This is a genomic window from Micromonospora jinlongensis, assembly GCF_013410645.1.
GTDB lineage: Bacteria > Actinomycetota > Actinomycetes > Mycobacteriales > Micromonosporaceae > Micromonospora > Micromonospora zamorensis.
In genome coordinates this window covers 2832766-2856071 of sequence record NZ_JACCHK010000001.1, presented here as the reverse complement: position 1 = coordinate 2856071, position 23306 = coordinate 2832766, and the positions used below count along the sequence as shown (strand labels likewise).

Sequence of the window (23306 nt, the reverse complement as noted above, 5' to 3'; positions counted from 1 at the left end):
GGGCGGTGACTTCGGGGCGACCATTGATTCAGGCTCGCGGGCTGGTGAAGCGGTTCGGTGACTTCACGGCTGTGGACGGCATCGATGTCGAGGTGCGCTCGGGTGAGGCGTTCGGCTTCCTCGGGCCCAACGGCGCCGGCAAGTCCTCCACCATGCGGATGGTCGGCTGCACCTCTCCACCGAGTGGGGGCGAGCTGCGCATCCTCGGCCTGGACCCGGTGGCTGACGGGCCGGCGATCCGGGCGCGGCTCGGGGTGTGCCCGCAGCTCGACAATCTCGACCCGGAGCTGACGGTCCGGGAAAACCTCACTGTCTACGCCCGCTACTTCGGCATCTCACGGCGGGCGGCCCGCGAGCGGGCCGACGAGCTGCTCGACTTCGTCCAGCTCACCGAGCGCGCCGACAGCAAGGTCGACCCGCTCTCCGGTGGGATGAAGCGTCGGCTGACCATCGCCCGCGCGCTGGTCAACGACCCGGAGATCGTGCTGCTCGACGAGCCGACCACCGGGCTCGACCCGCAGGCCCGGCACCTGGTGTGGGAGCGGCTGTTCCGGCTCAAGCAGCAGGGCGTCACGCTGGTGCTCACCACTCACTACATGGACGAGGCCGAGCAGCTCTGCGACCGGCTGGTGGTTATGGACGGCGGCCGCATCGTCGCGGAGGGCTCGCCCCGGGCGTTGATCGAGCAGCACTCCACCCGCGAGGTGGTCGAGTTGCGCTTCGCCGCCGAGTCGCAGGAACCGTTCGCCAGCAAGCTCGACGGGCTGGGGGAGCGGGTCGAGGTGCTGCCCGACCGGGTCCTGCTCTACGTGCCCGACGGCGACGCGGCGGTCGCCGAGGTCACCGCGTTGGGGCTCAACCCGGCCAACGTGCTGGTGCGGCGCAGCGGCCTGGAGGACGTGTTCCTGCACCTGACCGGCCGCACCCTGGTCGACTGACCGACCTCGGCTGATCCTCGCCAGTCCTGGTGATGCTGCCAGCTCATCCGCGACAATTCCGGCTTATCGACCCCGATCCAACGAAGATCCACTCGGTTTTCTGGAAGTTGGGGTGACACGGCGGGGCGGACAGCCCGCGTTCCTGAAATCCGAGTCGATCAAGCGGCCAGGGCGTGGGCGCGCGGTCCGGGGTTGGGCGAGCGGCCGTGGTCTGGGCCTGGGCCAGTGTTGGAGGCCCCCGCGCAGGGTGAGGGCGGGCGGCGGGGTGCAGAGCGGGGCGACAAGTCGACGGGGTCGTCGTAGGGTGACCGGCGATCTTTCGTACCTGGGGGTTTCATGTCCGATCTGCTGATCGCCAACCGACGTCAGGCCGGGCTGACCGCCGTCTACCTGGGTATCTTCGCGATGGTCTGGTTCAGTGTGCCGGCGGCGGAGCAACCACTGCGTGCCCTGCTCGTGGTGGGCAGCATCGTCGCGCTGCTCACCGCCGTGGCGGGCGGGATGTTGTCGGCCCGACTTCGAGGGGCCGGCAGCCCTCGGGACCGGGCAGCCGACCGCCCCTACCTGCTCATCGTGGTGGCCGAGTTCGCCGCCGCTGGCCTGGGTGCCGCCGTGCTGGTCGCCGCCAACTGGTCCGAGTACGTCCCGGTGCTGGTCTGCCTGGTGGTCGGCCTGCACTTCTTTCCGCTCGCCCCGCTGTTGCGAGACCCGCTGCTTCGGCCGCTGGGTGCCGCGCTGTGCCTGGTGGCGGCGGCGGGTCTCGTCACGGGCCTCGCCTCGGCGGTGTCCGCCGGGTTGGTGATCGGTGTCGGCGCGGGGGTGCTGCTGCTCGGTTACGCCGTGCAGGCGCTGGTCCGCGCGTACCGACCGGCCTGACCGGCACGCGCGGCAGGCGTGAATTGCGCGCGCGGCAGGCGTGAATCGCGCGCACCCGCGCGCCAGGGGTTGATCGACTCGGCTTTCGGGAAGTCGGGGCATCGGGGCGGCTCTGACACCGCGAGTTCCTGAAAACCGAGTCGATCAACGCCGCTGAAACCCGGGCGACACGCTGCCGGGGGCGTCGTAGGGTGACCGGCGGCCTGTCGTACCCCGGCGGTAGACAGGTCGTGGTGGTCGGCTCGGTGGGTGGGGGTGGTCGTGGTGAGCGTGGCGACAGCGACGCGCGGACGGTTCCCGTGGGTGCCTGCGTACGCCGTCTTCGAGCACTATCTGGTGGGTCTACGACGCACCTGGCGGGCCGGGGTGTTCTCGTCGTTCCTGCTGCCGGTGCTGACCGTGCTCGGCTTCGGGCTGGGTGTCGGCGCCTACATCGACCAGGGCGTCGGCGGGGTGCGCTACCTCGACTGGCTGGTGCCCGGGCTGATCGCCTCGACCGCGCTCCAGGTGACCGTCGGTGACTCGACCTGGCCGGTCTTCAGCAACTTCCAGTGGGTCAAGACCTACTTCGCGCAGAGCGCGTCGCCGCTGCGGGTGGGCGACATCGTGGCCGGGCACCTGGCCTTCGTGCTGTTCCGGGTGCTCACCACGATCGTGGCGTTTCTGCTGGTCACCGGGTTGTTCGGGGCGCTGCGGTCGCCGTGGGCGGTGGTCACCCTGCCGGTGGTCGCGTTGCTCGGGCTGGCCGTCGCCGCGCCGACCTTCGCGTACGCCGCGTCGGTGTCCAGCGACAGTTGGCTCGCGATGCTGTTCCGGTTCGCCGTCATCCCCATGACGCTCTTCGCGGGGGTGTTCTTCCCGGTCGAGTCCCTGCCCGACGCGCTGCGGTGGCTGGCGTACGTGACACCGCTGTGGCACGCCGTCGACCTCTGTCGCGCGGCCACGCTCGGCATCGCCCCACAGTGGTCGGTCGCCGGGCATGTGCTCTACCTGGCCGCCTGGGCCGTCGCCGGTTGGCTGTTGGCGTTGCGCACGTTCCGTCGCAAGCTCGTCGTCTAGGGAGGCCGCCGTGGTCACGCTGATCCTGCCCCGGCTGGTCGACGTCTCCGCCGCGTCCCGGCGGTCGGCGTCGGTGGTCGAGCGCAACCTCTCGGCACTGAAGTCGGTCTACTGGCTGCTGCTGCTGTCCGGCTTCGTGGAGCCGCTGCTCTATCTGCTCTCCATCGGGGTGGGCGTGGGGGCGCTCGTCGGCGACCTGCCGCTGCCCGACGGACGACTGGTCTCGTACGCCGAGTTCGTGGCCCCGGCGATGCTCGCCTCTTCGGCGATGACCGGGGCGCTCGCGGAGACCACCTTCAACTTCTTCGGCAAGATGAAATACATGAAGCTGTACGACGGGATGATCGCCACCCCGGTACGGCCGTTCGAGATCGCCGTGGGCGAGTTGGGCTGGGCGATGCTGCGGGGCAGTGCCTACTCGGCCGCGTTCCTCGGGGTGATGGTCGCTCTGGATCTGACCAGTGTCGGCCGCGCGTTGGCCGCCCTACCGGCCGCGGTGCTGGTCGGGTTCGCGTTCGGGGCGCTCGGCATGGCGATCTCCACCTTCATGCGCAGCTGGCAGGATTTCGACCTGGTGGGCTCCGCGCAGTTCACGCTGTTCCTGTTCTCCGGCACCTTCGTGCCGGCGCAGGCCTACCCGACTCTGCTGCACTGGCTGGTCGAGGTCACCCCGCTGTACCGGTCGGTGCACCTGATCCGCGGGGTCGCGCTGGGTGGCGGTGGCTGGGTCTGGGTGCTCGACGTGCTCTACCTGCTGGCGATGCTGGCGGTCGGCCTGTTCGTTGCCTCCCGCCGGATGGGCAGGTTGCTCTACAAGTAGGGGTTATCCGCGCGCCTTCACGGGGCATGTCCGGTGGTGAAACACCACCGACGAAGAGGAGGGGCGATGGCCTCGGACGAGTCTTCCGCCCAGCGAAAGCGGGAGCGTGATCCCGCCAGCGCGCCGGTCGGGCCCGACGCTGGGCCGGACAGCCCCACCGATCTGCCCGGCAGCGGTTGGAAGGCGGCGCTGCGCCGGACGGTCCGCGAATTCCAGGACGACAGCCTGACCGACTGGGCGGCGGCGCTGACCTACTACGGGGTGCTGTCCATCTTCCCCGGCCTGCTGGTGCTGATCTCGATCCTCGGCCTGCTCGGCAAGAGTGCCACCGAGGGCGTCAAGGACACCGTCAACCAGGCAGTGCCGAACGACAGCATCCAAAAGATCATCGAGGGCGCGATCGACACCGCCCAGCAGAACGGTGGTCTGGCCAGCGTCGCGGCGATCATCGGTCTGTTGGCCGCGTTCTGGTCCGCGTCCGGTTACATCGGCGCGTTCATGCGCGCCTCGAACACCATCTACGACGTGCCGGAGGGGCGGCCGATCTGGAAGACGCTCCCGATCCGGCTCGGCGTGACCGCTGTGGTCGGGGTGTTGCTGCTGGTCTGCGCGGTGATCGTGGTCTTCACCGGTCGTCTCGCCGAGTCGGTGGGTGACGTGATCGGGTTGGGCTCGACGGCCGTCGCGGTGTGGGACATCGCCAAGTGGCCGGTGCTGCTGATCCTGGTCAGCCTGATGTTCGCGATCCTCTACTGGGCCTCGCCGAACGCGCGGCACGGCGGCTTCCGCTGGGTCAGCCCGGGCGGGGTGCTGGCCGTGGTGATCTGGTTGGTGATCTCCGGCCTGTTCGCCTTCTACGTGAGCAACTTCGGCTCGTACAACAAGACGTACGGGGCGCTGGCCGGGGTGATCATCTTCTTGGTCTGGCTCTGGCTGAGCAACATCGCGATCCTGCTGGGTGCCGAGTTCGACGCCGAGTTGGAGCGGGGCCGCGCCATCGAGGCGGGTCACGATGTCGACGACGAGCCGTACGTCGAGCTGCGCGACGACCGCAAGCTTCGCAAGAAGCGGGACTCCGCCGACCGCAGCTGACCGTCTCGCACGAATCGCCCCGCCACCGCACGTCCGGGTGGCGGGGCGATTTCGTGTCGGTCGATGGAACTGCAGGCGAGCGGATGCGGGCGGCCCGTGATCCTTTTCTTGATCGACTAGTAGCTTTTGTTCTTTCGGACAAAAGTTGGTCTCGGAACGGTTGAAGCTCTGGACAGGCGGCGCGGAACGCTCCTACTGTGTCGGACACAACACATCGACATGACGTCGATGTGAACGAGGCTGATGAAGAGGTGGCCCCCGTTGCGGACCGTCGATCCCCTGCACGTGCGACTGTTGCGGTTGCTCCGCGACGAGGGGGCCGTGTCCCGGGCCGAGCTGGGCGACCGGCTCCAGATGCCGCGCCCGCGCATGCTGGCCGAGCTGGAACGTCTGGTCGCGCTGGGCTACGTCGCCGAGGCGGGGCTGGCCGCCTCCCGAGGTGGGCGTCGCTCGACGCTGGTCGAGCTGAACCCGAAGCTCCGCTTCGCCGCCGTCGACCTCGGCGCCAGCTCGATAGACATCGAGGTGGTCAACGGCCGCCTCGAACCGGTGGCCCACTACGGCGAGGCCGCCGACATCCGCAACGGTCCGAAGGTGACCCTGCAACGGGTCAACGAGTTGCTGCACAAGGCCCGGGTCGACGGCGCGTACGAGCGGTTGGACGCGGTCGGCATCGGCGTACCCGGCCCGGTCAGCTTCCGCGACGGCGTTCCGGTATCGCCGCCGATCATGCCGGGCTGGGACCGGTTCCCGGTGCGCGAGCTGCTCAGCCGCGAGCACGGCTGCCCGGCGGTGGTCGACAACGACGTCAACATCATGGCGATCGGTGAGCGGCACGGTGGGGTCGCCCACTCGGTGGACGACTTCCTCTTCGTGAAGATCGGCACCGGCATCGGGTGCGGCATCTACCTCACCGGCGAGGTCTACCGGGGCACCGACGGTTGCGCCGGCGACATCGGCCACATCCAGGTCGACTCCCACGGTCCGATGTGTTCCTGCGGCAACGTCGGTTGCCTGGAGGCGCTGTTCAGCGGTGCCGCGCTCGCCAAGGAGGCCACCGCCGCCGCCCGCAGTGGCGTCTCGCCAGCGCTCGCCGAGCGGATGGCGCTGCGCGGTGTGGTGACGGCCCTCGACGTCGCCGAAGGCGCCGTCGAGGGGGACGTGGCCTGCATCCAGCTGATCCGTGACGGCGGACGGCGGGTCGGCGGTGTGCTCGCCGGCCTGGTCAGCTTCACCAACCCGTCGATGATCGTGATCGGCGGCGGGTTGGCCCAGCTTGGGCACATCCTGCTCGCCGAGATCCGCAGCGTGGTCTACCGCCGGTCGCTGCCCTTGGCCACCGGCAACCTGCCCGTCGTGCTGTCCGAGCTCGGTGGCCGCGCCGGTGTCACCGGGGCGGCGGTGCTCGCGAGTGACGTCGCCTTCGCGGAAGCCTCATGAAGTTGACCGAGATCCTGTCGTGAGCGAGGAGGAGACTGTGGCTCTGCCCGAGGATGACGCCGCCACCGCGTCGGCTGAGGCCGTCGCCGAGGCACCGCTGGTCGAGGCTCCCGCTGACACCGTCGCGGGCGAGGTGGTCCTGCGCCTCACCGATCTGGTCAAGACCTTCCCCGGCGTACGCGCGCTGGACGGTGTGCAGCTGGAGGTGCGTGCCGGCGAGGTGCACTGTCTGCTCGGTCAGAACGGCGCCGGCAAGTCCACCCTGATCAAGGTGCTCTCCGGGGTGCACCAGCCGGATTCCGGGCAGGTGGAGTGGCGCGGCGAGCCGGCCACGTTCGCCAACCCGCAGGCCGCGATGAAGGCCGGCATCGCCACCATCTACCAGGAGCTCGACCTCGTCGAGGACCTGTCGGTGGCGGAGAACGCCTTCCTCGGCCACGAGTACCGCAGCTTCGGGTTCGTCCGGCGCGGCCGGATGGCCCGGCACACCCGGCAGATCCTCAGTCGGCTCGGCCACGGCGAGATTCCGCCCGGGCGGATGGTCCGGTCACTGCCGGCGGCGGGCAAGCAGATCGTCAGCATGGCCCGGGCGCTGTCGCACGAGGCCCGACTGATCATCATGGACGAGCCGAGCGCCGTGCTGGCCCATGACGAGGTCGGCAACCTGTTCCGGATCATCCGGGAGCTGACCGCGCAGGGCATCGCCGTCATCTACATCTCCCACCGCCTGGAGGAGATCCGCGAGATCGGTGACCGGGTCACCGTACTCAAGGACGGCCGGACCACCGCGGCGAACCTGCCGGCGCGCGACACCCCGACCCGCGACCTGGTCAGCCGGATGACCGGCCGGACCATCGAGTACGTCTTCCCGGACCGGCCGAGCGACGACGCCGCGGGTGCGGACCTGCTCCAGGTGGAGGGGTTGACCCGGCCCGGCGAGTTCGCCGACGTCTCGCTGAACGTGCGTGCCGGGGAGATCGTCGGCATCGCCGGGCTGGTCGGCTCCGGCCGTTCCGAGCTGCTGGAGACCATCTACGGTGCCCGTCTCGCGGAGGCCGGCTCGGTCCGGATGAACGGCAAGGTGCTGCGTCCCGGCGTGGGCGCGGCGGTACGGGCCGGCATGGGGATGGCCCCGGAGGAACGCAAGAGCCAGGCGTTGCTGCTCGGTGAGCCGATCTACCGCAACGTCACGCTGGCCACCTTCGGCCGGTACGCGCGGCTCGGCTTCACCAACGCCGCCAAGGAACGCGCCGAGGCGGACCGGATCGCCGAGACCCTGGAGCTGCGGCCCCGGGACGTCGACCGGCCGGTACGCACGCTGTCCGGCGGCAATCAGCAGAAGGTCGTGGTCGGGCGGTGGTTGCTCGGCGGCACCAGGTTGTTGCTGCTCGACGAGCCCACCCGGGGCGTGGACGTGGGCGCCCGGGCTGAGCTCTACCAGGTCATCCGGGCGTTGGCCGCCCAGGGCGTCGGTGTGCTGCTGGTCTCCAGCGAGGTGCCCGAGGTGCTGGGTCTGTCCGACCGGGTGCTGGTGATGCGGGAGGGGCGGGTCGTCCGCGAGGCCGCGGCCGGCGAACTCGACGAGAACACTGTGCTTGACCTCGTGATGGCGGGGTCCTTGATGGAAGGCGCACCGGCATGAGCGACGCGACTCCCACTCCCACCGCCACACCGGAGCGCCCGCAGCTTCCGGCGCAGTCTCCGCCGGTGGATCCGGCGGAGACGGCGGTGGCCACCGATAAAGCAGCATCCGCAGGCAAGCTCTCCTGGTGGCGGGGCGACGGCGGCGACGGCGCCAAGCGCAACCTCGGCCTGATCGGGGTGCTCGCCGCACTCATCGTGGTCGGCGCGATCACCAAGCCCGACCTGTACGGCGACCCGAACTGGGTCTGGAACAACGTCCTGGCCATCCTTCAGCTCGCCTCGGTCGTCGGCGTGGTGACGGTCGGCATGACGTTCGTGATCATCGGCGGTGGCATCGACCTGTCGGTCGGGGCGATCGTCGCGCTGGCCGGCGTCTGGTGCACCACGGTGGCCACCCAGAGCTACGGCGCCGGTGGGATGATCTTCACGGCTCTCGCGGTCGGCATCTGTGTCGGCCTGGTCAACGGCGTGCTCATCTCGTACGGGCGGTTGGTGCCGTTCATCGCGACGCTCGCGATGCTGGTGGCCGCGCGGGGCCTCGCGGCGTCGATCTCCAACAAGCAGACGCAGGTGTCGAGCAGCACCTTCATCAACGACATCGCGGCGCGCAAGGTGATCGGTATCCCGATCCTCGTCTACATCCTCGGCGCGGTGGTGGTGGCCGGGTGGGTCGTGCTCAACCGGACGACCTTCGGCCGGCGGACCATCGCCGTCGGCGGTAACCCGGAGGCGGCACGGCTGGCCGGCATCAACGTCCGCCGCCACACCATGCTGCTCTACGCGCTCTCCGGTCTGTGCTGCGGCATCGCCGCCATCATGCTCACCTCGCAGGCCACCTCGGCGCAGGCGGCGATGGCCAACCTGTACGAGTTGGACGCGATCGCCGCGGCGATCATCGGTGGGACGCTGCTCAGCGGTGGTCGGGGCACGATCGTCGGCTCCCTGCTCGGCGTCATCATCTTCGCCACGATCACCAACCTCTTCGCCATCAACGGCCTCTCCATCGAGGCGCAGAACATGGTCAAGGGCGGCATCATCGTCGCCGCCGTCCTCGTCCAGCAGTTCCAGTTCAAGTCCGTCACTCGGCTCCTCGCGCGGAACAGGGTCACCACCGCAACCTGACGCACCGCACCGTTGTCCCGGGCGACGTCGAGAAATTCGACAGTGGCCGGGCCTCGCACACCCTCACCAACTCAAATCCCGCTCCCAGGAGGTCATTCATGACCCAGCACAGTCGCGACCTGTCGCGCCGCCGGTTGCTTTTCGGTGGAGCCGCAGTAGGCGCTGCGACCCTGCTCACGGCCTGCACCAGCAACGAGACGCCGGCCGCCAGCACCCAGACCAAGGCCGCCGGAGACAGCGCCGGCAACAACGCGCCGGGCAAGAAGGTCGTCATCGGCTTCTCCGCGCCGGCCGCCGACCACGGCTGGATGGGTGCGATCCACGCCAACGCCAAGGCTCAGGCCGCGGCCTACTCGGACGTGGAGTTCAAGGAGGTCGACGGTGGGTCGAACTCCGAGGCCCAGCGCTCCACGCTCGGCACCCTGATCGCCCAGAAGCCGGACATCATCGTCGTGCTGCCGCACGACGGCAAGGAGGTCAACGCCGTTGCCCTCCAGGCGATGCAGGCGGGCATCCCGATCGTGAACCTCGACCGTGCGTTCCCCGACGCGCTGGCCTCGCGGCTGGTCATCAAGGGCGACAACTACGGCATGGGCGTCTCGGCCGGGCACTTCATCGGCAAGCAGCTCAAGGACAAGGGCATCGCCAACCCGGTGATCGGTGAGATCGCCGGCCTGGAGATCCCGCTGACGGTCGAGCGCAGCGCCGGCTTCGCGGCGGCCCTGGCGACCTACGGGTTCAAGGTGAACAACCGTCGCTCCGCCGAGTTCACCTCGGACAGCGGCCAGCGTGAGGCGGCCCAGCTGCTCCAGGCGCTGCCGAAGATCGACGCGATCTGGAACCACGACGACGACCAGGGCATCGGTGTGCTCGCCGCCATCAAGCAGGCCAACCGGTCGGAGTTCTTCATGGTCGGCGGCGCCGGCTCGAAGCTCGCGATCGACGCGATCAAGGCCGACAACACCGTGCTCAAGGCCACGGTCACGTACAACCCGTCGATGGCCTCGTCAGCAGTCTCCCTCGCACGGCTCATCGCGCAGGGCCGGGGCCTGGGCGACCTCACGGAACTGCAGGTTCCCAAGGAAGTAACCCTGGCCTCCGAGACGATCACCAAGGAGAACGCGAGCAGCTACGACAAGCTCGGGTTCTGACATACCGGGGGGAGACCCACCTTGTCCACGACAGACAAAGAACTGCGGGTCGGCATGGTCGGCTACGCGTTCATGGGCGCCGCGCACTCACAGGCGTGGCGTACCGTGAACCGCGTCTTCGACCTGCCGGCGCGGGCCCGGATGGCGCTGATCTGCGGTCGAGACACAACGAAGGTGGCGGATGCCGCCGACCGGCTCGGCTGGGACGCGTACACCACGGACTGGCGTGACCTGATCAACCGGGACGACATCGACGTGATCGACGTCTGCACCCCGGGCGACAGTCACGCCGAGATCGCGCTCGCCGCGTTGGCCGCCGGTAAGCACGTCCTGTGCGAGAAGCCGTTGGCCAACACGGTGGCGGAGGCACGGGCGATGACCGCTGCGGCGGAACTCGCCCGGGCCTCCGGGGTGCGGTCGATGTGCGGGTTCAACTACCGCCGGGTCCCCGCGGTCACGATGATGCGCCAGTTGGTCGCCGACGGACGACTCGGGGTGATTCGACACGTCCGTGCGACGTACCTGCAGGACTGGATCGTGGACCCGCAGTTCCCGCTGGTCTGGCGGTTGCAGAAAGACAGGGCGGGCTCCGGCGCGCTCGGTGACATCGGTGCGCACATCATCGATCTGACCCAGTTCGTCACCGGCCAGCGGATCAGCGGGGTCAGCGCGGTCACGGAGACGTTCGTCAAGGAACGGCCGTTGCCGGCCGAGTCGAGTGGTCTCGCGGCCACTGTGGACGGCCACACGGCGCCCACCGGGCCGGTCACCGTCGACGACGCCGCGGTCTTCGTGGCACGGCTCGACGGCGGCGCCCTGGCCACGTACGAGGCGAGCCGGTTCGCCACCGGTCGCAAGAACGCGTTGCGTGTCGAGATCAACGGCTCGCTGGGCAGCGTGATCTTCGACCTGGAGCGGCTCAACGAGTTGGAGTTCTACGACGCCACCAGGCCGGGCGTGGAGCAGGGTTTCAGCCGCATCCTGGTGACCGAGGGCGAGCACCCGTACATGTCGGCGTGGTGGCCTCCGGGCCACATCATCGGCTACGAGCACTCGTTCACGCACGAGATGCGCGACTTCATCGAGGCGATCGCCACCGGCGTCGACCCGACTCCATCCTTCGCCGACGCGTTGCAGGTCCAGCTCGTGCTGGACGCGGTGACCCGCTCGGCGGAGCTCGGTTCCTCCTGGACCGAGGTGGAGCCGGCGCTGATCGCGGCGGCCGTCTGACCATCGATCATCCGCGATGGTGGTATTCGCACCACCATCGCCCTACCAGCTTCCCGAAGCCGACCGGCGAGGGACCGGCCGCGGATTGCGCCCCGCAGCCGGGACGAGGTCGGCGTCGGAGAGCGTGCGGCCGGGCACTGCGGCCCGGTGGCGCACGAGCAGGACGGTCGTCCGGTGCGACCGGACCGGGATTCCCCGGCCGCACCGGAGGACCGCCACCAATCCGGAGATCCGGAGGACCTGATGGCACCGCCCGCCGCTGCCCCCACCCGTGACCTGGTGGGCACGGCGGCCTGAGACGCCCGGTCGGGACGCACCAGCGCCTCGGCCGGTCGGATGCGGGGGAGACAGGGTCGAGACGCCGACCCGACCCTGTCTACCAAGCCCCGTCTGCCCGCGCCCGGACCGGAACCCGGTCTGGCGTCGTCGCCGCCGACGCCGACGTCGGAACCCGGTACCAAACCGGTGCGGGACGGGTGGACGGGGCCCCGCAAAACCGGGGCGTATCTTTCCGAAACATATTCTGATATTCCTATATTTAGCGGTACCGCGGTTCCTCGTGAACGGGGAAGGAGCACCATGCGAACAGGTGTCTGGCTGGTAGGAGCGCGCGGTTCCGTCGCGACCACCAGCATCGTCGGGGGGCTCGCGCTGCGGGCCGGCCTGGCCGGGCCCACCGGCTGCGTCACCGAGCTGCCCGAGCTGCGCGGCCCCGCCCTGCCGAGCTTCGCCGACCTCGTCTTCGGCGGGCACGACCTGGCCACCACCCCGCTGTCCAAGCGCGCCGAGGCCCTCGCCGACGCCGGTGTCATCCCCTGGCGGCTGGTCGCCGCGCTCCCCGACGAGCTGAACGCGGTCGAGCAGGAGCTGCGCCCGGCACCGGTCGGTGCCACGCAGGCCCACCGGGCCGACGCCGTGGTCCGCGACCTCACCAGCTTCCGTGAGCGGCACCACCTGGACCGGGTGGTGGTGGTCAACGTCTCCGCCACCGAGCCGGCACCGGAGCCGCACCCCGGGCACGCCGACCCGGCCGCGTTGCGCGCCGCTCTCGCTGGGCCGGACGAGGTGCTGCCGGTCAGCTCCCTCTACGCGTACGCGGCGGTGCTGGCCGGCTGCCCGTACGTCGACTTCACACCGTCCACCGGGCTGCGCCTGCCGGCGCTGGCCGCGCTGGCCGAGGAGGCCCGACTGCCGTACGCCGGGCATGACGGCAAGACCGGGGAGACCCTCGTCAAGTCGGTGCTCGCGCCGATGTTCGCGATGCGCAACCTGGCCGTGCGCTCCTGGTCCGGGGTCAACCTGCTGGGCGGTGGCGACGGCGCCACCCTCGCCGACCCGGCAGCCAACGCGGCGAAGGTGCAGAGCAAGCAGCGGGTGCTCGGCGAGACGCTGGGCTACGTCCCGCAGGGCGGCACCCGCATCGAGTACGTCGAGGACCTGGGCGACTTCAAGACCGCCTGGGATTTGATCACCTTCGCCGGCTTCCTCGGTACCGGCATGCGGATGGAGTTCACCTGGCACGGCTGCGACTCCGCGCTGGCCGCCCCACTGGTGCTCGACCTGGCCCGGCTCACCGCCGCCGCGCACGCCGCCGGGCACGCGGGGCCGTTGGCCGAGCTGGGCTTCTTCTTCAAGGACCCGCTCGGCTCGCCCACCCACTCGCTGGGCGAGCAGTGGGCCCGGCTGAGCGACTTCACCCGGCAGCTGCACGCGGGCGGGGACGGTGTCCATGACAACGTTGGCTGACCTCGCCGAGCTGGTCCGGGCACCGGCCGCGCTCTCGGTGCCCGGTGACGTGATCGCCGGTGCGGCGGCGGCCGGCGCGCTGAGCCCGCGTACGCCCGCCCTGGCCGGCGCGTCGGTGCTGCTCTACTGGGCCGGCATGGCCGCCAACGACTGGGCCGACCGGGGCCTGGACGCGGTGGAACGCCCCGAGCGGCCGATCCCCAGCGGGCGGGTCACCCCGGCCGCCGCGGTGGGCCTCGCGGCGGGCCTCACGGCCGCCGGCGTGGGCCTGGCCGCCGCCGTGGGCGGTCGCCGCGCCGTCGCGCTCGCCGTGCCGCTGGCCGCCACCATCTGGGGGTACGACCTGCTGGCCAAGAACACCGCCGCCGGTCCGGCCGTGATGGCCGCCTGCCGGGGGCTGGATGTGCTGCTCGGCGCGTCCGGTGGGCGGGTGACCCGGGCGTTGCCGGCGGCGGCGACGGTCGCCGCGCACACCTGGACGGTCACTGCGCTGTCCCGCCGGGAGGTCACCGGCGCCGATGCCAAACTGCCGATGCGCACCCTCGCGGGCACCGCGTTGGTCGCCGCCAGTGCCGCCGTCGCCGTGCCGGGCGCGCGACGCGCAGCCCGCCGAACGGCGAACCAGGCCGGGGCCACCGACCGGGCGGAGACCGTCGACGAGGCCGGTGGGGGCGCGGGTCGCAGCCGGTCCGCCACGATCGCGGCGGTGCTGCCCGCCGTGCTGGCCGGCTGGTACGCCGCCCGCTACGGCGCGGCCCAGGCCGAGGTCGTCCGGGACCCGTCGGCCGGGCGGGTACGCGCCGCCGTCGGCGCCGGGATCACCGGTCTGCCGGCCCTCCAGGGGGCCCTCACCGCGCGGGGTGGAGCGGGTCTGCTCGGGGTAGCCGTCGCGGCGGCCGCGCCGCTGGGTCGACGGCTGGCCCGGAAGGTCTCCCCGACATGAGCGTCCCCGAGCCCCGGCCCGGTGCGCCGGCCGTCGACGCGACGAGGCTGCGCCTCGGGTACGGCACCAACGGCTTCGCCAACCACCGGCTCGACGACGCGCTCGCCGTCATCGCCGACCTCGGCTACGACGGCGTGGCGCTCACCCTGGACCACGACCACCTGGACCCGTTCGCCCCCGGGCTCACCCGCCGGGTCGCCGCGGTCGGCAAACGGTTGGAGACGCTCGGACTGGCCGTGGTGATCGAGACCGGGGCCCGCTACCTGCTCGACCCGTGGCAGAAACACGCCCCGACGTTGCTGCACGACGACCCGACCCGGCGGATCGAGTTCCTGCGCCGGGCCGTGCGAATCGGCGCCGACCTGGGCGCCGAGGCCGTCTCGTTCTGGGCCGGTGTCCGACCCGAGGCGGTGTCACCGCAGTGCGCCTGGGACCGGTTGGTGGCCGGCTGCGCCACAGTGGTCGACGCGGCCGACACCGCCGGCGTCACCCTCGGCTTCGAACCGGAGCCCGGCATGCTGGTGCAGGACATCGCCGACTGGCGTCGGCTGCACGCCGCTCTCGACAACCCGGCCCGCTTCGGCATCACCCTCGACATCGGTCACTGCCGGTGCCTGGAGCCCTGGCCGGTGCCGCAGTGCGTCGCCGAGGTGGCCGACCACCTGGTCAACGTGCAGATCGACGACATGCGCCGAGGCGTGCACGAGCACCTGGAGTTCGGCGTCGGCGAGATCGACTTCCCGCCGGTGCTGGCCGCGCTGCGCGACGCCGGCTACCGCGGCCTGGTCGCCGTCGAGCTGCCCCGGGACTCGCACGCCGCGCCCGCAGTGGCCGCCCGGTCGATCGAGTTCCTGCGCGCCGCCGCCGCGACGGCCACCGATTACCACCCTGCCAGCGTCCTTTGCTCTGCACCCGCCGAGGCGACACCCACTGGAGAGGCCCCGGCGCATATGTAGGTGCAGAGCAAAGGACGCGCTGGGGCACCTGCGGAGCCGCACAGCAGCAAGAGGGAGGAGACGGGGATGACACCGGATTCACTACGGGCCGCGCTGCGAGGCGTACCCGATCCCGATTGGTTGGACACGGCGCTGCGCCGGGTCACCACCGAGCCCACCGCGATCACCCGGCTCTTCCCCGCCGCAGGTCGGCGCTGCGGTCGGGGCCCGTTGCCCGACCTGCCCGGCTGGACCGCCGACGACGCGGCCCGGGTGCTGCTGCTCACGGCACTGCCCGGCGACCACGCGGCGTACGCCGACAGCCTCTACCAGCACGGCGACGCGGCCGAGCGGCGAGCCGTGCTGCGGGCACTGCCGCTACTGCCGATCGGCGCCGCCGGCATGCCGCTGCTGCACGACGCGATCCGGACCAACGACACCCGGCTGGTCGCCGCCGCCCTCGGCCCGTACGCCCGGCACCTCGACCCAGCCGCCTGGCGGCAGGCGGTGCTCAAGTGCGTGTTCAGCGGCGTCCCCCTCGCCGCCGTGGCCGACCTGGACACCCGGGCCGACGGGGAGCTGGCCGCGATGCTGGCCGCGCTCGCCGCCGAACGGCACGCCGCCGGCCGGGACCTGCCCGCCGACGCCACCGACCTGCTCGACCGGCTCACCGCCGCACTGCCCCGGGAGGCGTGAATGCGCATCTTCGACCCCCACATCCACATGACCTCACGCACCACCGACGACTACGAACGGATGGCCGCAGCCGGAGTACGCGCGGTGGTGGAGCCCTCGTTCTGGCTGGGTCAGCCGCGCACCAGCGCCGCCTCGTTCACCGACTACTTCGACTCCCTGATCGGGTGGGAGCCGTTCCGGGCCGGTCAGTTCGGGGTGCGGCACTTCGCCACGGTGGCCCTTAACCCCAAGGAGGCCAACGACCCGCGCTGCCGCCCGGTCCTCGACCTGCTGCCCCGCTACCTGGACAAGGACGCGGTGGTGGCGGTCGGCGAGATCGGGTACGACTCGATGACGCCGGAGGAAGACGAGGCGTTCGCCGCGCAGCTCGCCCTGGCGGTGGCGTACGACCTGCCGGCGCTGGTGCACACCCCGCACCGGGACAAGGCCCGCGGATGCGAACGGACCCTCGCCGTGGTCGCCGAATCCGGCATCGAGGCGGGTCGCGTGGTGGTCGACCACCTCAACGAGGTGACCGTCAAGCTGGTCCGGGACAGCGGCTGCTGGTTGGGCTTCTCCATCTACCCGGACACCAAGATGACGCCGTCGCGGATGGTGGAGCTGCTGCGGGAGTACGGCACGGAGCGGATGCTGGTCAACTCGGCTGCCGACTGGGGGCGCTCCGACCCGTTGCTGACCCGGGCCACCGGCGAGGCGATGCTGCTGGCCGGGTTCAGCGACGACGACGTCGACAAGGTGCTGTGGCGCAACCCGGTGGAGTTCTACGGGCAGTCCGGCCGGCTCGACCTCACCGACCTGGAGGTCAGCGCCGTGGACCCGCAGACCGGCAACTCGATCCTGCGCGGCGGCAGCTGATGCGGCTGCGGCATGCCGGCGGCGACACCGTCCACCTCGGCTACTGCACCAACGTGCACCCCGCCGAGGACCTCGCCGGCATCCTCGGTCAACTGGACACCTACGCCGTGCCGGTCCGCGAGGCGCTCGGCACTGACCTGCTCGGGCTCGGCCTGTGGTTGGCCGCCCCGGTCGCCGCCGAGCTGGCCGCCGACCCGACGTTACGCCGCCGGTTGCGCTCCGAGCTGGACGCGCGCGGGCTGGAGGTGGTCACCCTCAACGGCTTCCCGTACGCGGCCTTCCAGGCCCCGGTGGTCAAGCAGGACGTGTACCACCCGGACTGGACCACCGAGCAGCGCCTGACGTACACGCTGAATCTGGCCCGGGTGCTCGCCGACCTGCTGCCCGACGACGCCGCTCGGGGCTCGATCTCCACCCTGCCGCTGGCCTGGCGGCAACCCTGGGACACCGACCGGGCCGACGCGGCCCGACGCCGGCTCGACCAGCTGGCCGCCGGCCTCGCCGCCGTGCAGCGCGACACCGGCCGCGAGGTGCGGGTGGCCTTCGAGCCGGAGCCCGGCTGTGTCGTGGAGAGCACCGGCCAGGCCGCCGAGCTTTTGTCCGGGATGGACACCGAGCGACTGGGCGTCTGTCTCGACCTGGCCCACCTGGCCTGCGCCTGGGAGGAGCCGGCCGAGGCACTGCAACGACTGCGGGCGGCCGGGCTGCCGGTGGTGAAGGTGCAGGTCTCCGCCGCCGTCGAGGCCACCGACCCGGAGGGTGGGGCCGAGGCGTTGCGCCGCTGGGTGGAGCCACGTTTCCTGCACCAGACCCGGGGCGCCGGTTGCGTCGGTCTGGCCGACCCGGCCGACCCGGCGTACGCGGCTGACGACCTGGACGAGGCACTGGACAGGGCGCTACCCGGGCCGTGGCGGGTGCACTACCACGTGCCACTGCACGCCCCACCCGAGGAACCGCTCGGCTCGACCCTGCCGGTTCTTCGCGCGGCCCTGAGAGCGCTCTTCGACGGCCCGACCGCCGGCTGCGACCACCTCGACGTCGAGACGTACACCTGGGGGGTGCTGCCGGCCGCACGACGGCCCGGCACCGACGCGGAGCTGGCCGCGGGCATCGCCGCGGAGCTGGCCTTCGCCCGGGACGAACTGGTCGGCCTCGGCCTGACCGCAGAGCGATCCGTGAGCATGGGGGTGACGCGATGAGCCGGCGACTGGTGGTCCTCGACGTGGTGGGGTTGACGCCCCGACTACTGGCGCACATGCCTCGACTGCGGGGGGTCGCCGACGGCGGCTTCCGGGCCGAGCTGGGCACCGTGCTGCCCGCCGTGACCTGCTCGGTGCAGTCCACCTTCCTCACCGGGGAGCCGCCCAGCGGGCACGGGATCGTCGGCAACGGGTGGTATTTCCGGGAGCTGGGCGAGGTGCTGCTGTGGCGGCAGCACAACGCGCTGGTCGGCGGGGAGAAGCTCTGGCAGGCGGCCCGCAAGGCCGAGCCGGGCTACACGGTCGCCAACGTCTGCTGGTGGTACGCCATGGGCGCGGACGTCGACTGGACGGTCACCCCACGCCCCGTCTACTACGCCGACGGGCGCAAGGAGCCGGACTGCTACACCGACCCGCCGGAGCTGCACGACGCGCTCACCGGGCGGCTGGGCACCTTCCCGCTGTTCACCTACTGGGGGCCGACGGCTGGGTTGCCGTCGTCGCGGTGGATCTGCCAGGCGGCCGAGCAGATCCTCGCCGACGTGTCACCCGACCTGACGCTGGTCTACGTCCCGCACCTGGACTACGACCTGCAACGCTTCGGTCCCTCGTCGGCCCAGGCCGCCGCGGCGGCAGCCGAGCTGGACGAGGTGCTCGGGCCACTGTTGGACGCCGCCCGGGCGCGGGACGCCACAGTGGTGGTGCTCTCCGAGTACGGCATCACCGACGTGTCCCGGCCGGTGGACGTCAACCGGCTGCTCCGCAGCGAGGGGCTGCTGCGGGTGCACACCCAGGCTGGCATGGAATACCTCGACCCGTGGACGTCGAAGGCCTTCGCGGTCGCCGATCACCAGGTCGCGCACGTCTACGTCAAGGACCCGGCCGACGTGCCGGCGGTGGCGAAGCTCTGCGCCAACCTGCCCGGGGTGGCCGAGGTGCTCGACGCCGAGGGCAAGGCCGCGCACGGTCTGGACCATCCGCGCGCGGGTGAGCTGGTGCTGGTGGCCGAGCCGGGCGCCTGGTTCACCTACTACTACTGGCTGGACGACGCCCGGGCGCCGGACTTCGCCCGCCTCGTGGAGATTCATCGGAAGCCGGGTTACGACCCGGCGGAGTTGTTCTTCGACCCGGCCAACCCCGGTGCCGCGAAGGCCCGCGCCGGGGTGGCCCTGGCCCGCAAGAAGCTCGGCATGCGGTACCTGATGAGCGCTGTCGGCCTGGACGCCGGCGCGCAGGCGGTGCGGGGCTCGCACGGGCGGCTGCCGGACGACCCGGCGGACGCGCCGGTGCTGCTCTGCTCCGACCCGACGGCAGCCCGGGACCGGATCGCGGCCACCGAGGTCAAGGCGCTGCTGCTGGAGTTGGCCGGGTTGGGCGCCGGCGGTACGGGCGGGTCGGGGGAGGGGGCATGACGGTCACCGTCGCGCCCACCGACGCGAGCGGGTTGCGGGCGCGCTTCGACGCGGAGCTGGCCGGGTTCCTCGAACGGCAGGGCCCGGACTGGCCCGACGGCGCGCCGCGCGGCGTGTTCACCGCCCTGCAACGGTTCGTGCTGGCCGGTGGCAAACGGTTGCGCCCGCTCTTCTGCTACTGGGGCTGGCGCGGGGCGGGCGCGGCCGACGGCACCCCGATCGTGGTGGCGGCCGCCGCCCTGGAGCTGTTCCACGCGTTCGCGCTGATCCACGACGACATCCTGGACGGCAGCGACCGCCGCCGGGGTGAGCCGTCGGTGCACCGGCTCTTCGCCGACCTGCACGCCCGCTCGTCCTGGCGCGGTGACCCCGAGGCGTACGGCCGCAACACCGCGCTGCTCTGCGGAGACCTCTGCGCGGCCTGGTCGGATCAGATGTTCCACGAGTGCGGGCTGAGCACCGAACAGGTGCACCGCGGGTACGGCGTGTTCGCGCTGATGCGTACCGAGGTGATCGCGGGGGAGTACCTGGACCTGGTCTCGGGCGTGGGTGACGGCTCGGTGGCCAGCGCGCTCACCGTGATACGGATGAAGGCTGCCCGGTACACGGTCACCCGGCCACTCCAGATCGGCGCGGCCCTGGCCGGCGCGGGCCCGGAGTTGATCGCCGCGCTGGGCGAGTTCGGTGACCCGCTGGGCGACGCGTTCCAGCTCCGCGACGATGTGCTGGGTGTCTTCGGGGACCCGGCGGTCACCGGCAAGTCGGTCCTGGACGACCTGCGCGAGGGCAAGCCCACGGTGATGATGGCGTTGGCCCGCAGTGCCGCCGACCGGTCGCAGACCGCCCGGCTGCGGGAGCTGTTCGGCAATCCGGCGTTGGACGCCGACGGCGCGGCGGAGCTGCGCGCGATCATCGAGGCGACCGGTGCCCGGGATCGGATCGAGCAGATGATCCGGGTGCGGACGGAGGCGGCGCTCGTCGCCCTGCAGGCCGCGATGGTGGCCGACGAGGCTCGCGCGGCGCTGGTCGCGCTGGCCGGGCAGGCGATCGACCGCCGGGCCTGACCGGCAACTTTCGATCAGATCGACGAAAGTTGATGCTGAATCGCCGGAAGGTATGGACACATCGACACGTCCAACTTAGTGTCGTGACCAACACGACAATGTTTCGTCGAGGTGAACCGGCGGCGCGGTAACCCATCGACCCCCACCATCACCGCTACGGCATCCGGCGCGACGGCGCGCGCCCGCCTGGCAGTCACTCGTCAGGAAGGGGCAGCACACATGTCCACGAAGGACGCTCCAAGACAACGATCCCGACGATGGTTCTCCGCCGGATCGGCGCTGCTGTTGGCGGCCACCACCGGCGCCGTCTCCCTCGCCGTCGGCACGGCCCCCGCGCAGGCGCACACGATCGTCGCCACCGACTTCCAGCAGGTTGAGCTCGCCCGGGGGGTGAGCGACATGGGTGAGCCGATGTCGCTGGCGGTGCTGCCGGACCGCTCCGTGCTGCACACCGCCCGCAACGGCACCCTGCGCCGCACCGACGCCAACGGCACCACCTCCGTAATCGGCACCCTGTCGGTCTACACGCACGACGAGGAGGGGTTGCAGGGCGTCGGGATCGACCCGGGCTTCGCCAGCAACCGCTACATCTACCTCTACTACGCCCCGCCGCTCTCCACCCCCGGCGGCGACGCGCCGGCCACCGGCACCGACTTCTCGGCCTGGGACGGCGTCAACCGGCTCTCCCGGTTCACCCTCAACTCCGACTTCACGCTCAACCAGGCCAGCAAGGTCGACGTGCTCGACGTTCCGGCCAGCCGGGGCGTGTGCTGCCACGTGGGCGGGGACATCGACTTCGACGCCGCTGGCAACCTCTACCTGTCCACCGGCGACGACACCAACCCGTTCGAATCGTCCGGCTACTCACCGTTGGACGAGCGGACCAACCGCAACCCCGCGTACGACGCGCAGCGCAGCGCCGGCAACACCAACGACCTGCGCGGCAAGATCCTGCGGATCAAGGTGAACGCCAACGGCACGTACTCCATCCCGTCGGGCAACCTGTTCGCCCCCGGCACGGCCAGGACCCGGCCGGAGATCTACGCGATGGGGTTCCGCAACCCGTTCCGAATCAGCGTGGACAAGGCCACCGGGGTGGTCTACGTCGGTGACTACGGGCCGGACGCCGGCACCACCAGCTCCACCCGCGGGCCGTCCGGTCAGGTGGAGTTCAACCGGGTCGCCGCGCCGGGCAACTACGGCTGGCCGTACTGCACCGGCACCAACACCTCCACCGAGACGTACAACGAGTGGGACTTCGCCGCCAACACCGGCGGGGCGAAGTACAACTGCACCGGCGGGCCGACCAACAACTCGTTCCGCAACACCGGCCTGACCACCCTGCCGCCGGCCCAGCCGGCCTGGATCCGGTACGCCGGTGATGCCGGCACCCCGACCGAGTTCGGCGGTGGCTCCGAGTCGCCGATGGGCGGCCCGGTCTACCGGTACAACGCCTCGTCGACCTCCACCACCAAGTTCCCGCAGTCCTTCGACGGGCAGTTCTTCGCCACCGAGTTCGGCCGAGGCTGGATCAAGCCGATCCACGTCAACGCCGACGGCTCCCGGGGCACCATCGACACCTTTCCCTGGGTCGGCAAGCAGGTGATGGACTCGGCGTTCGGCCCGGACGGCGCGTACTACGTGCTCGACTACGGCACCGGCTACTTCAACGGTGACGCCAACTCGGCGCTCTACCGCTTCGACTACGTCGGCGGCGGCAACCGGGCGCCCACCGCGAAGGCCAGCGCCAACCGCACCTCTGGCGCGGCCCCGCTCGCTGTGACGTTCTCCTCGGCCGGCTCGGCCGACCCCGAGGGTGGCGCGTTGACCTACGCGTGGGCGTTCGGTGACGGGACCACGTCGACCGCCGCCAACCCGACGAAGACCTACAGCGCCAACGGCACCTACACCGCCACGCTGACGGTGCGCGACCCACAGGGTGCCACCGGCAGCAGCAGCGTGCAGATCAGCGTCGGCAACACCGCGCCCACGGTCACGATCAACAACCCGGGCAACGGTCAGCTGTTCGGCTTCGGGGACACCGTGGCGTACAGCATCACGGTGTCCGACCCGGAGGACGGCACCATCGACTGCACGAAGGTCAAGATGACCTACGTGCTCGGGCACGACCAGCACGGGCACCAGATCACCTCGAAGACCGGTTGCTCGGGCTCGATCACCATCCCGGTCGACGGTGAGCACGACGACGCGGCGAACATCTTCGCGATCTTCGACGCCGAATACACCGACGCCGGTGGGCTGACCACGCACACCCAGCACACGCTGCCGCCGCGGCACCGCCAGGCCGAGTTCTACGGCACCTCGTCGGGGATCAACGTGTTCAGCAAGACCCCGGCCGAGGGTGGCAAGACCGTCGGCGACATCAACAACGGCGACTGGATCGCGTTCCAGCCGTACCGGCTGGGCAACGTGACCTCGTTCAACGCCCGGGTCTCCTCGGCGGGCGCCGGTGGCACCCTCCAGGTCCGGGCGGGTTCCGCCACCGGCACGGTGCTCGGCTCGGCCACGGTCCCGGTGACCGGCAGCTGGGAAACCTTCGCCACGGTGACCGGGACGATCACCAGTCCGCCGACCGGCACGACCACGCTCTACCTGACCTTCGCCGGGTCGGGCACCGGAGCGCTCTACGACCTGGATGCCTTCACCTTCGTCACCGGTACGCCCCCGACCGGCGGGGGTGGCCCGATCAAGGGTCTCGGCGGCAAGTGTCTGGACGTGCGCAGCGCCGCCACGGCCGACGGCACCCAGATCCAGATCTACACCTGCAACGGCAGCGCCGCGCAGACCTGGGCGGTCACGCCGAACTCGACGATCAGGTCGTTGGGCAAGTGCCTGGACGTCTCCGGCGGTGGCACCGCCGACGGCACCAAGATCCAGCTCTGGACCTGCAACGGGACCGCTGCGCAGAACTGGGCGGCCCAGGCCGACGGCACGCTGCGTAACCCGTCGTCCGGCAAGTGCCTCGACGTCTCCGGCAACAACTCCGCCGACAGCACCGTGGTCCACCTGTGGACCTGTGTCAGCGGTGCCGCCAACCAAAAGTGGATCCTGCCCTGAGCTGAC

General features: G+C 71.0%; 19 protein-coding genes. All 19 read left to right on the top strand.

The features are described from left to right. The first annotated feature begins 5 nt into the window (after positions 1–5). The 19 genes from HNR22_RS12270 to HNR22_RS12180 all read left to right on the top strand — a co-directional run bounded on the left by HNR22_RS12270 (position 6) and on the right by HNR22_RS12180 (position 23300). Positions 6–938: an ATP-binding cassette domain-containing protein gene (locus HNR22_RS12270; protein WP_179780480.1), complete on the top strand. Its 933-nt coding sequence runs from the start codon at positions 6–8 to the stop codon at positions 936–938. Between the two features lie 336 nt (positions 939–1274). Further along, positions 1275–1814: a hypothetical protein gene (locus HNR22_RS12265; protein WP_179780479.1), complete on the top strand. Its 540-nt coding sequence runs from the start codon at positions 1275–1277 to the stop codon at positions 1812–1814. Between the two features lie 261 nt (positions 1815–2075). Next, a complete protein-coding gene (locus tag HNR22_RS12260; protein ID WP_179783523.1) occupies positions 2076–2873 on the top strand; it encodes an ABC transporter permease in 798 nt (265 codons plus the stop codon). Positions 2874–2883: 10 nt separating this feature from the next. After that, positions 2884–3693 carry an ABC transporter permease gene (locus HNR22_RS12255; RefSeq protein WP_088949647.1) on the top strand — a complete coding sequence of 270 codons (810 nt, stop codon included), beginning with the start codon at positions 2884–2886 and terminating at the stop codon, positions 3691–3693. Positions 3694–3759: 66 nt separating this feature from the next. After that, positions 3760–4785, top strand: coding sequence for a YihY/virulence factor BrkB family protein (locus tag HNR22_RS12250; protein WP_179780478.1), 1026 nt, complete (start codon positions 3760–3762; stop codon positions 4783–4785). A 243-nt stretch (positions 4786–5028) separates the two neighbouring features. Continuing rightward, positions 5029–6225, top strand: a complete 1197-nt coding sequence (locus HNR22_RS12245; protein WP_246380805.1) for an ROK family protein — start codon at positions 5029–5031, stop codon at positions 6223–6225. Positions 6226–6358: 133 nt separating this feature from the next. Continuing rightward, positions 6359–7867, top strand: coding sequence for an ATP-binding cassette domain-containing protein (locus tag HNR22_RS12240; protein WP_179783521.1), 1509 nt, complete (start codon positions 6359–6361; stop codon positions 7865–7867). Beyond that, a complete protein-coding gene (locus HNR22_RS12235; RefSeq protein ID WP_179780477.1) occupies positions 7864–8991 on the top strand; it encodes an ABC transporter permease in 1128 nt (375 codons plus the stop codon). The genes HNR22_RS12240 and HNR22_RS12235 overlap by 4 nt, the downstream gene beginning before the upstream one ends. A 98-nt stretch (positions 8992–9089) precedes the next feature. Beyond that, entirely contained in the window at positions 9090–10142 is a 1053-nt protein-coding gene (locus HNR22_RS12230; protein ID WP_179780476.1) for a substrate-binding domain-containing protein, read from the top strand. A gap of 54 nt (positions 10143–10196) precedes the next feature. Beyond that, entirely contained in the window at positions 10197–11372 is a 1176-nt protein-coding gene (locus HNR22_RS12225) for a Gfo/Idh/MocA family protein (RefSeq protein ID WP_425488100.1), read from the top strand. A gap of 579 nt (positions 11373–11951) precedes the next feature. After that, on the top strand, positions 11952–13118 hold the full coding sequence (locus tag HNR22_RS12220; protein WP_179780474.1) for an inositol-3-phosphate synthase: 1167 nt from the start codon (positions 11952–11954) through the stop codon (positions 13116–13118). Continuing rightward, a complete protein-coding gene (locus tag HNR22_RS12215; protein ID WP_179780473.1) occupies positions 13102–14061 on the top strand; it encodes an SCO3242 family prenyltransferase in 960 nt (319 codons plus the stop codon). Before HNR22_RS12220 ends, HNR22_RS12215 begins: the two co-directional genes overlap by 17 nt. Further along, entirely contained in the window at positions 14058–15017 is a 960-nt protein-coding gene (locus HNR22_RS12210; protein WP_179780472.1) for a sugar phosphate isomerase/epimerase family protein, read from the top strand. Before HNR22_RS12215 ends, HNR22_RS12210 begins: the two co-directional genes overlap by 4 nt. 66 nt (positions 15018–15083) lie before the next feature. Beyond that, positions 15084–15692 (top strand): EboA domain-containing protein, encoded by a 609-nt coding sequence (locus HNR22_RS12205; RefSeq protein WP_179780471.1) that lies wholly within the window; start codon positions 15084–15086, stop codon positions 15690–15692. Then, positions 15693–16547 carry a TatD family hydrolase gene (locus HNR22_RS12200; protein ID WP_179780470.1) on the top strand — a complete coding sequence of 285 codons (855 nt, stop codon included), beginning with the start codon at positions 15693–15695 and terminating at the stop codon, positions 16545–16547. Next, the gene (gene eboE, locus HNR22_RS12195) at positions 16547–17746 is read left to right on the top strand and encodes a metabolite traffic protein EboE (RefSeq protein WP_179780469.1); all 1200 of its coding nucleotides are present in this window, start codon (positions 16547–16549) and stop codon (positions 17744–17746) included. Before HNR22_RS12200 ends, eboE begins: the two co-directional genes overlap by 1 nt. Next, positions 17743–19158 (top strand): alkaline phosphatase family protein, encoded by a 1416-nt coding sequence (locus HNR22_RS12190; RefSeq protein WP_179780468.1) that lies wholly within the window; start codon positions 17743–17745, stop codon positions 19156–19158. Before eboE ends, HNR22_RS12190 begins: the two co-directional genes overlap by 4 nt. Then, complete coding sequence (locus tag HNR22_RS12185; RefSeq protein WP_179780467.1) at positions 19155–20222, top strand: polyprenyl synthetase family protein; 1068 nt, start codon at positions 19155–19157, stop codon at positions 20220–20222. Before HNR22_RS12190 ends, HNR22_RS12185 begins: the two co-directional genes overlap by 4 nt. A 219-nt stretch (positions 20223–20441) precedes the next feature. Continuing rightward, a complete protein-coding gene (locus HNR22_RS12180; protein WP_179780466.1) occupies positions 20442–23300 on the top strand; it encodes a PQQ-dependent sugar dehydrogenase in 2859 nt (952 codons plus the stop codon). The last annotated feature ends 6 nt before the right edge of the window (positions 23301–23306 follow it).

What these genes read in the sequence shown, in the direction of transcription:
- HNR22_RS12265 (WP_179780479.1), top strand. Translation starts at nt 1,275, where the DNA reads ATGTCCGATCTGCTGATCGCCAACCGACGTCAGGCCGGGCTGACCGCC.
- HNR22_RS12250 (WP_179780478.1), top strand. Translation starts at nt 3,760, where the DNA reads ATGGCCTCGGACGAGTCTTCCGCCCAGCGAAAGCGGGAGCGTGATCCC.
- HNR22_RS12245 (WP_246380805.1), top strand. Translation starts at nt 5,029, where the DNA reads ATGAAGAGGTGGCCCCCGTTGCGGACCGTCGATCCCCTGCACGTGCGA.
- HNR22_RS12235 (WP_179780477.1), top strand. Translation starts at nt 7,864, where the DNA reads ATGAGCGACGCGACTCCCACTCCCACCGCCACACCGGAGCGCCCGCAG.
- HNR22_RS12230 (WP_179780476.1), top strand. Translation starts at nt 9,090, where the DNA reads ATGACCCAGCACAGTCGCGACCTGTCGCGCCGCCGGTTGCTTTTCGGT.
- HNR22_RS12225 (WP_425488100.1), top strand. Translation starts at nt 10,197, where the DNA reads ATGGTCGGCTACGCGTTCATGGGCGCCGCGCACTCACAGGCGTGGCGT.
- HNR22_RS12220 (WP_179780474.1), top strand. Translation starts at nt 11,952, where the DNA reads ATGCGAACAGGTGTCTGGCTGGTAGGAGCGCGCGGTTCCGTCGCGACC.
- HNR22_RS12215 (WP_179780473.1), top strand. Translation starts at nt 13,102, where the DNA reads ATGACAACGTTGGCTGACCTCGCCGAGCTGGTCCGGGCACCGGCCGCG.
- HNR22_RS12210 (WP_179780472.1), top strand. Translation starts at nt 14,058, where the DNA reads ATGAGCGTCCCCGAGCCCCGGCCCGGTGCGCCGGCCGTCGACGCGACG.
- HNR22_RS12205 (WP_179780471.1), top strand. Translation starts at nt 15,084, where the DNA reads ATGACACCGGATTCACTACGGGCCGCGCTGCGAGGCGTACCCGATCCC.
- HNR22_RS12200 (WP_179780470.1), top strand. Translation starts at nt 15,693, where the DNA reads ATGCGCATCTTCGACCCCCACATCCACATGACCTCACGCACCACCGAC.
- eboE (WP_179780469.1), top strand. Translation starts at nt 16,547, where the DNA reads ATGCGGCTGCGGCATGCCGGCGGCGACACCGTCCACCTCGGCTACTGC.
- HNR22_RS12190 (WP_179780468.1), top strand. Translation starts at nt 17,743, where the DNA reads ATGAGCCGGCGACTGGTGGTCCTCGACGTGGTGGGGTTGACGCCCCGA.
- HNR22_RS12185 (WP_179780467.1), top strand. Translation starts at nt 19,155, where the DNA reads ATGACGGTCACCGTCGCGCCCACCGACGCGAGCGGGTTGCGGGCGCGC.
- HNR22_RS12180 (WP_179780466.1), top strand. Translation starts at nt 20,442, where the DNA reads ATGTCCACGAAGGACGCTCCAAGACAACGATCCCGACGATGGTTCTCC.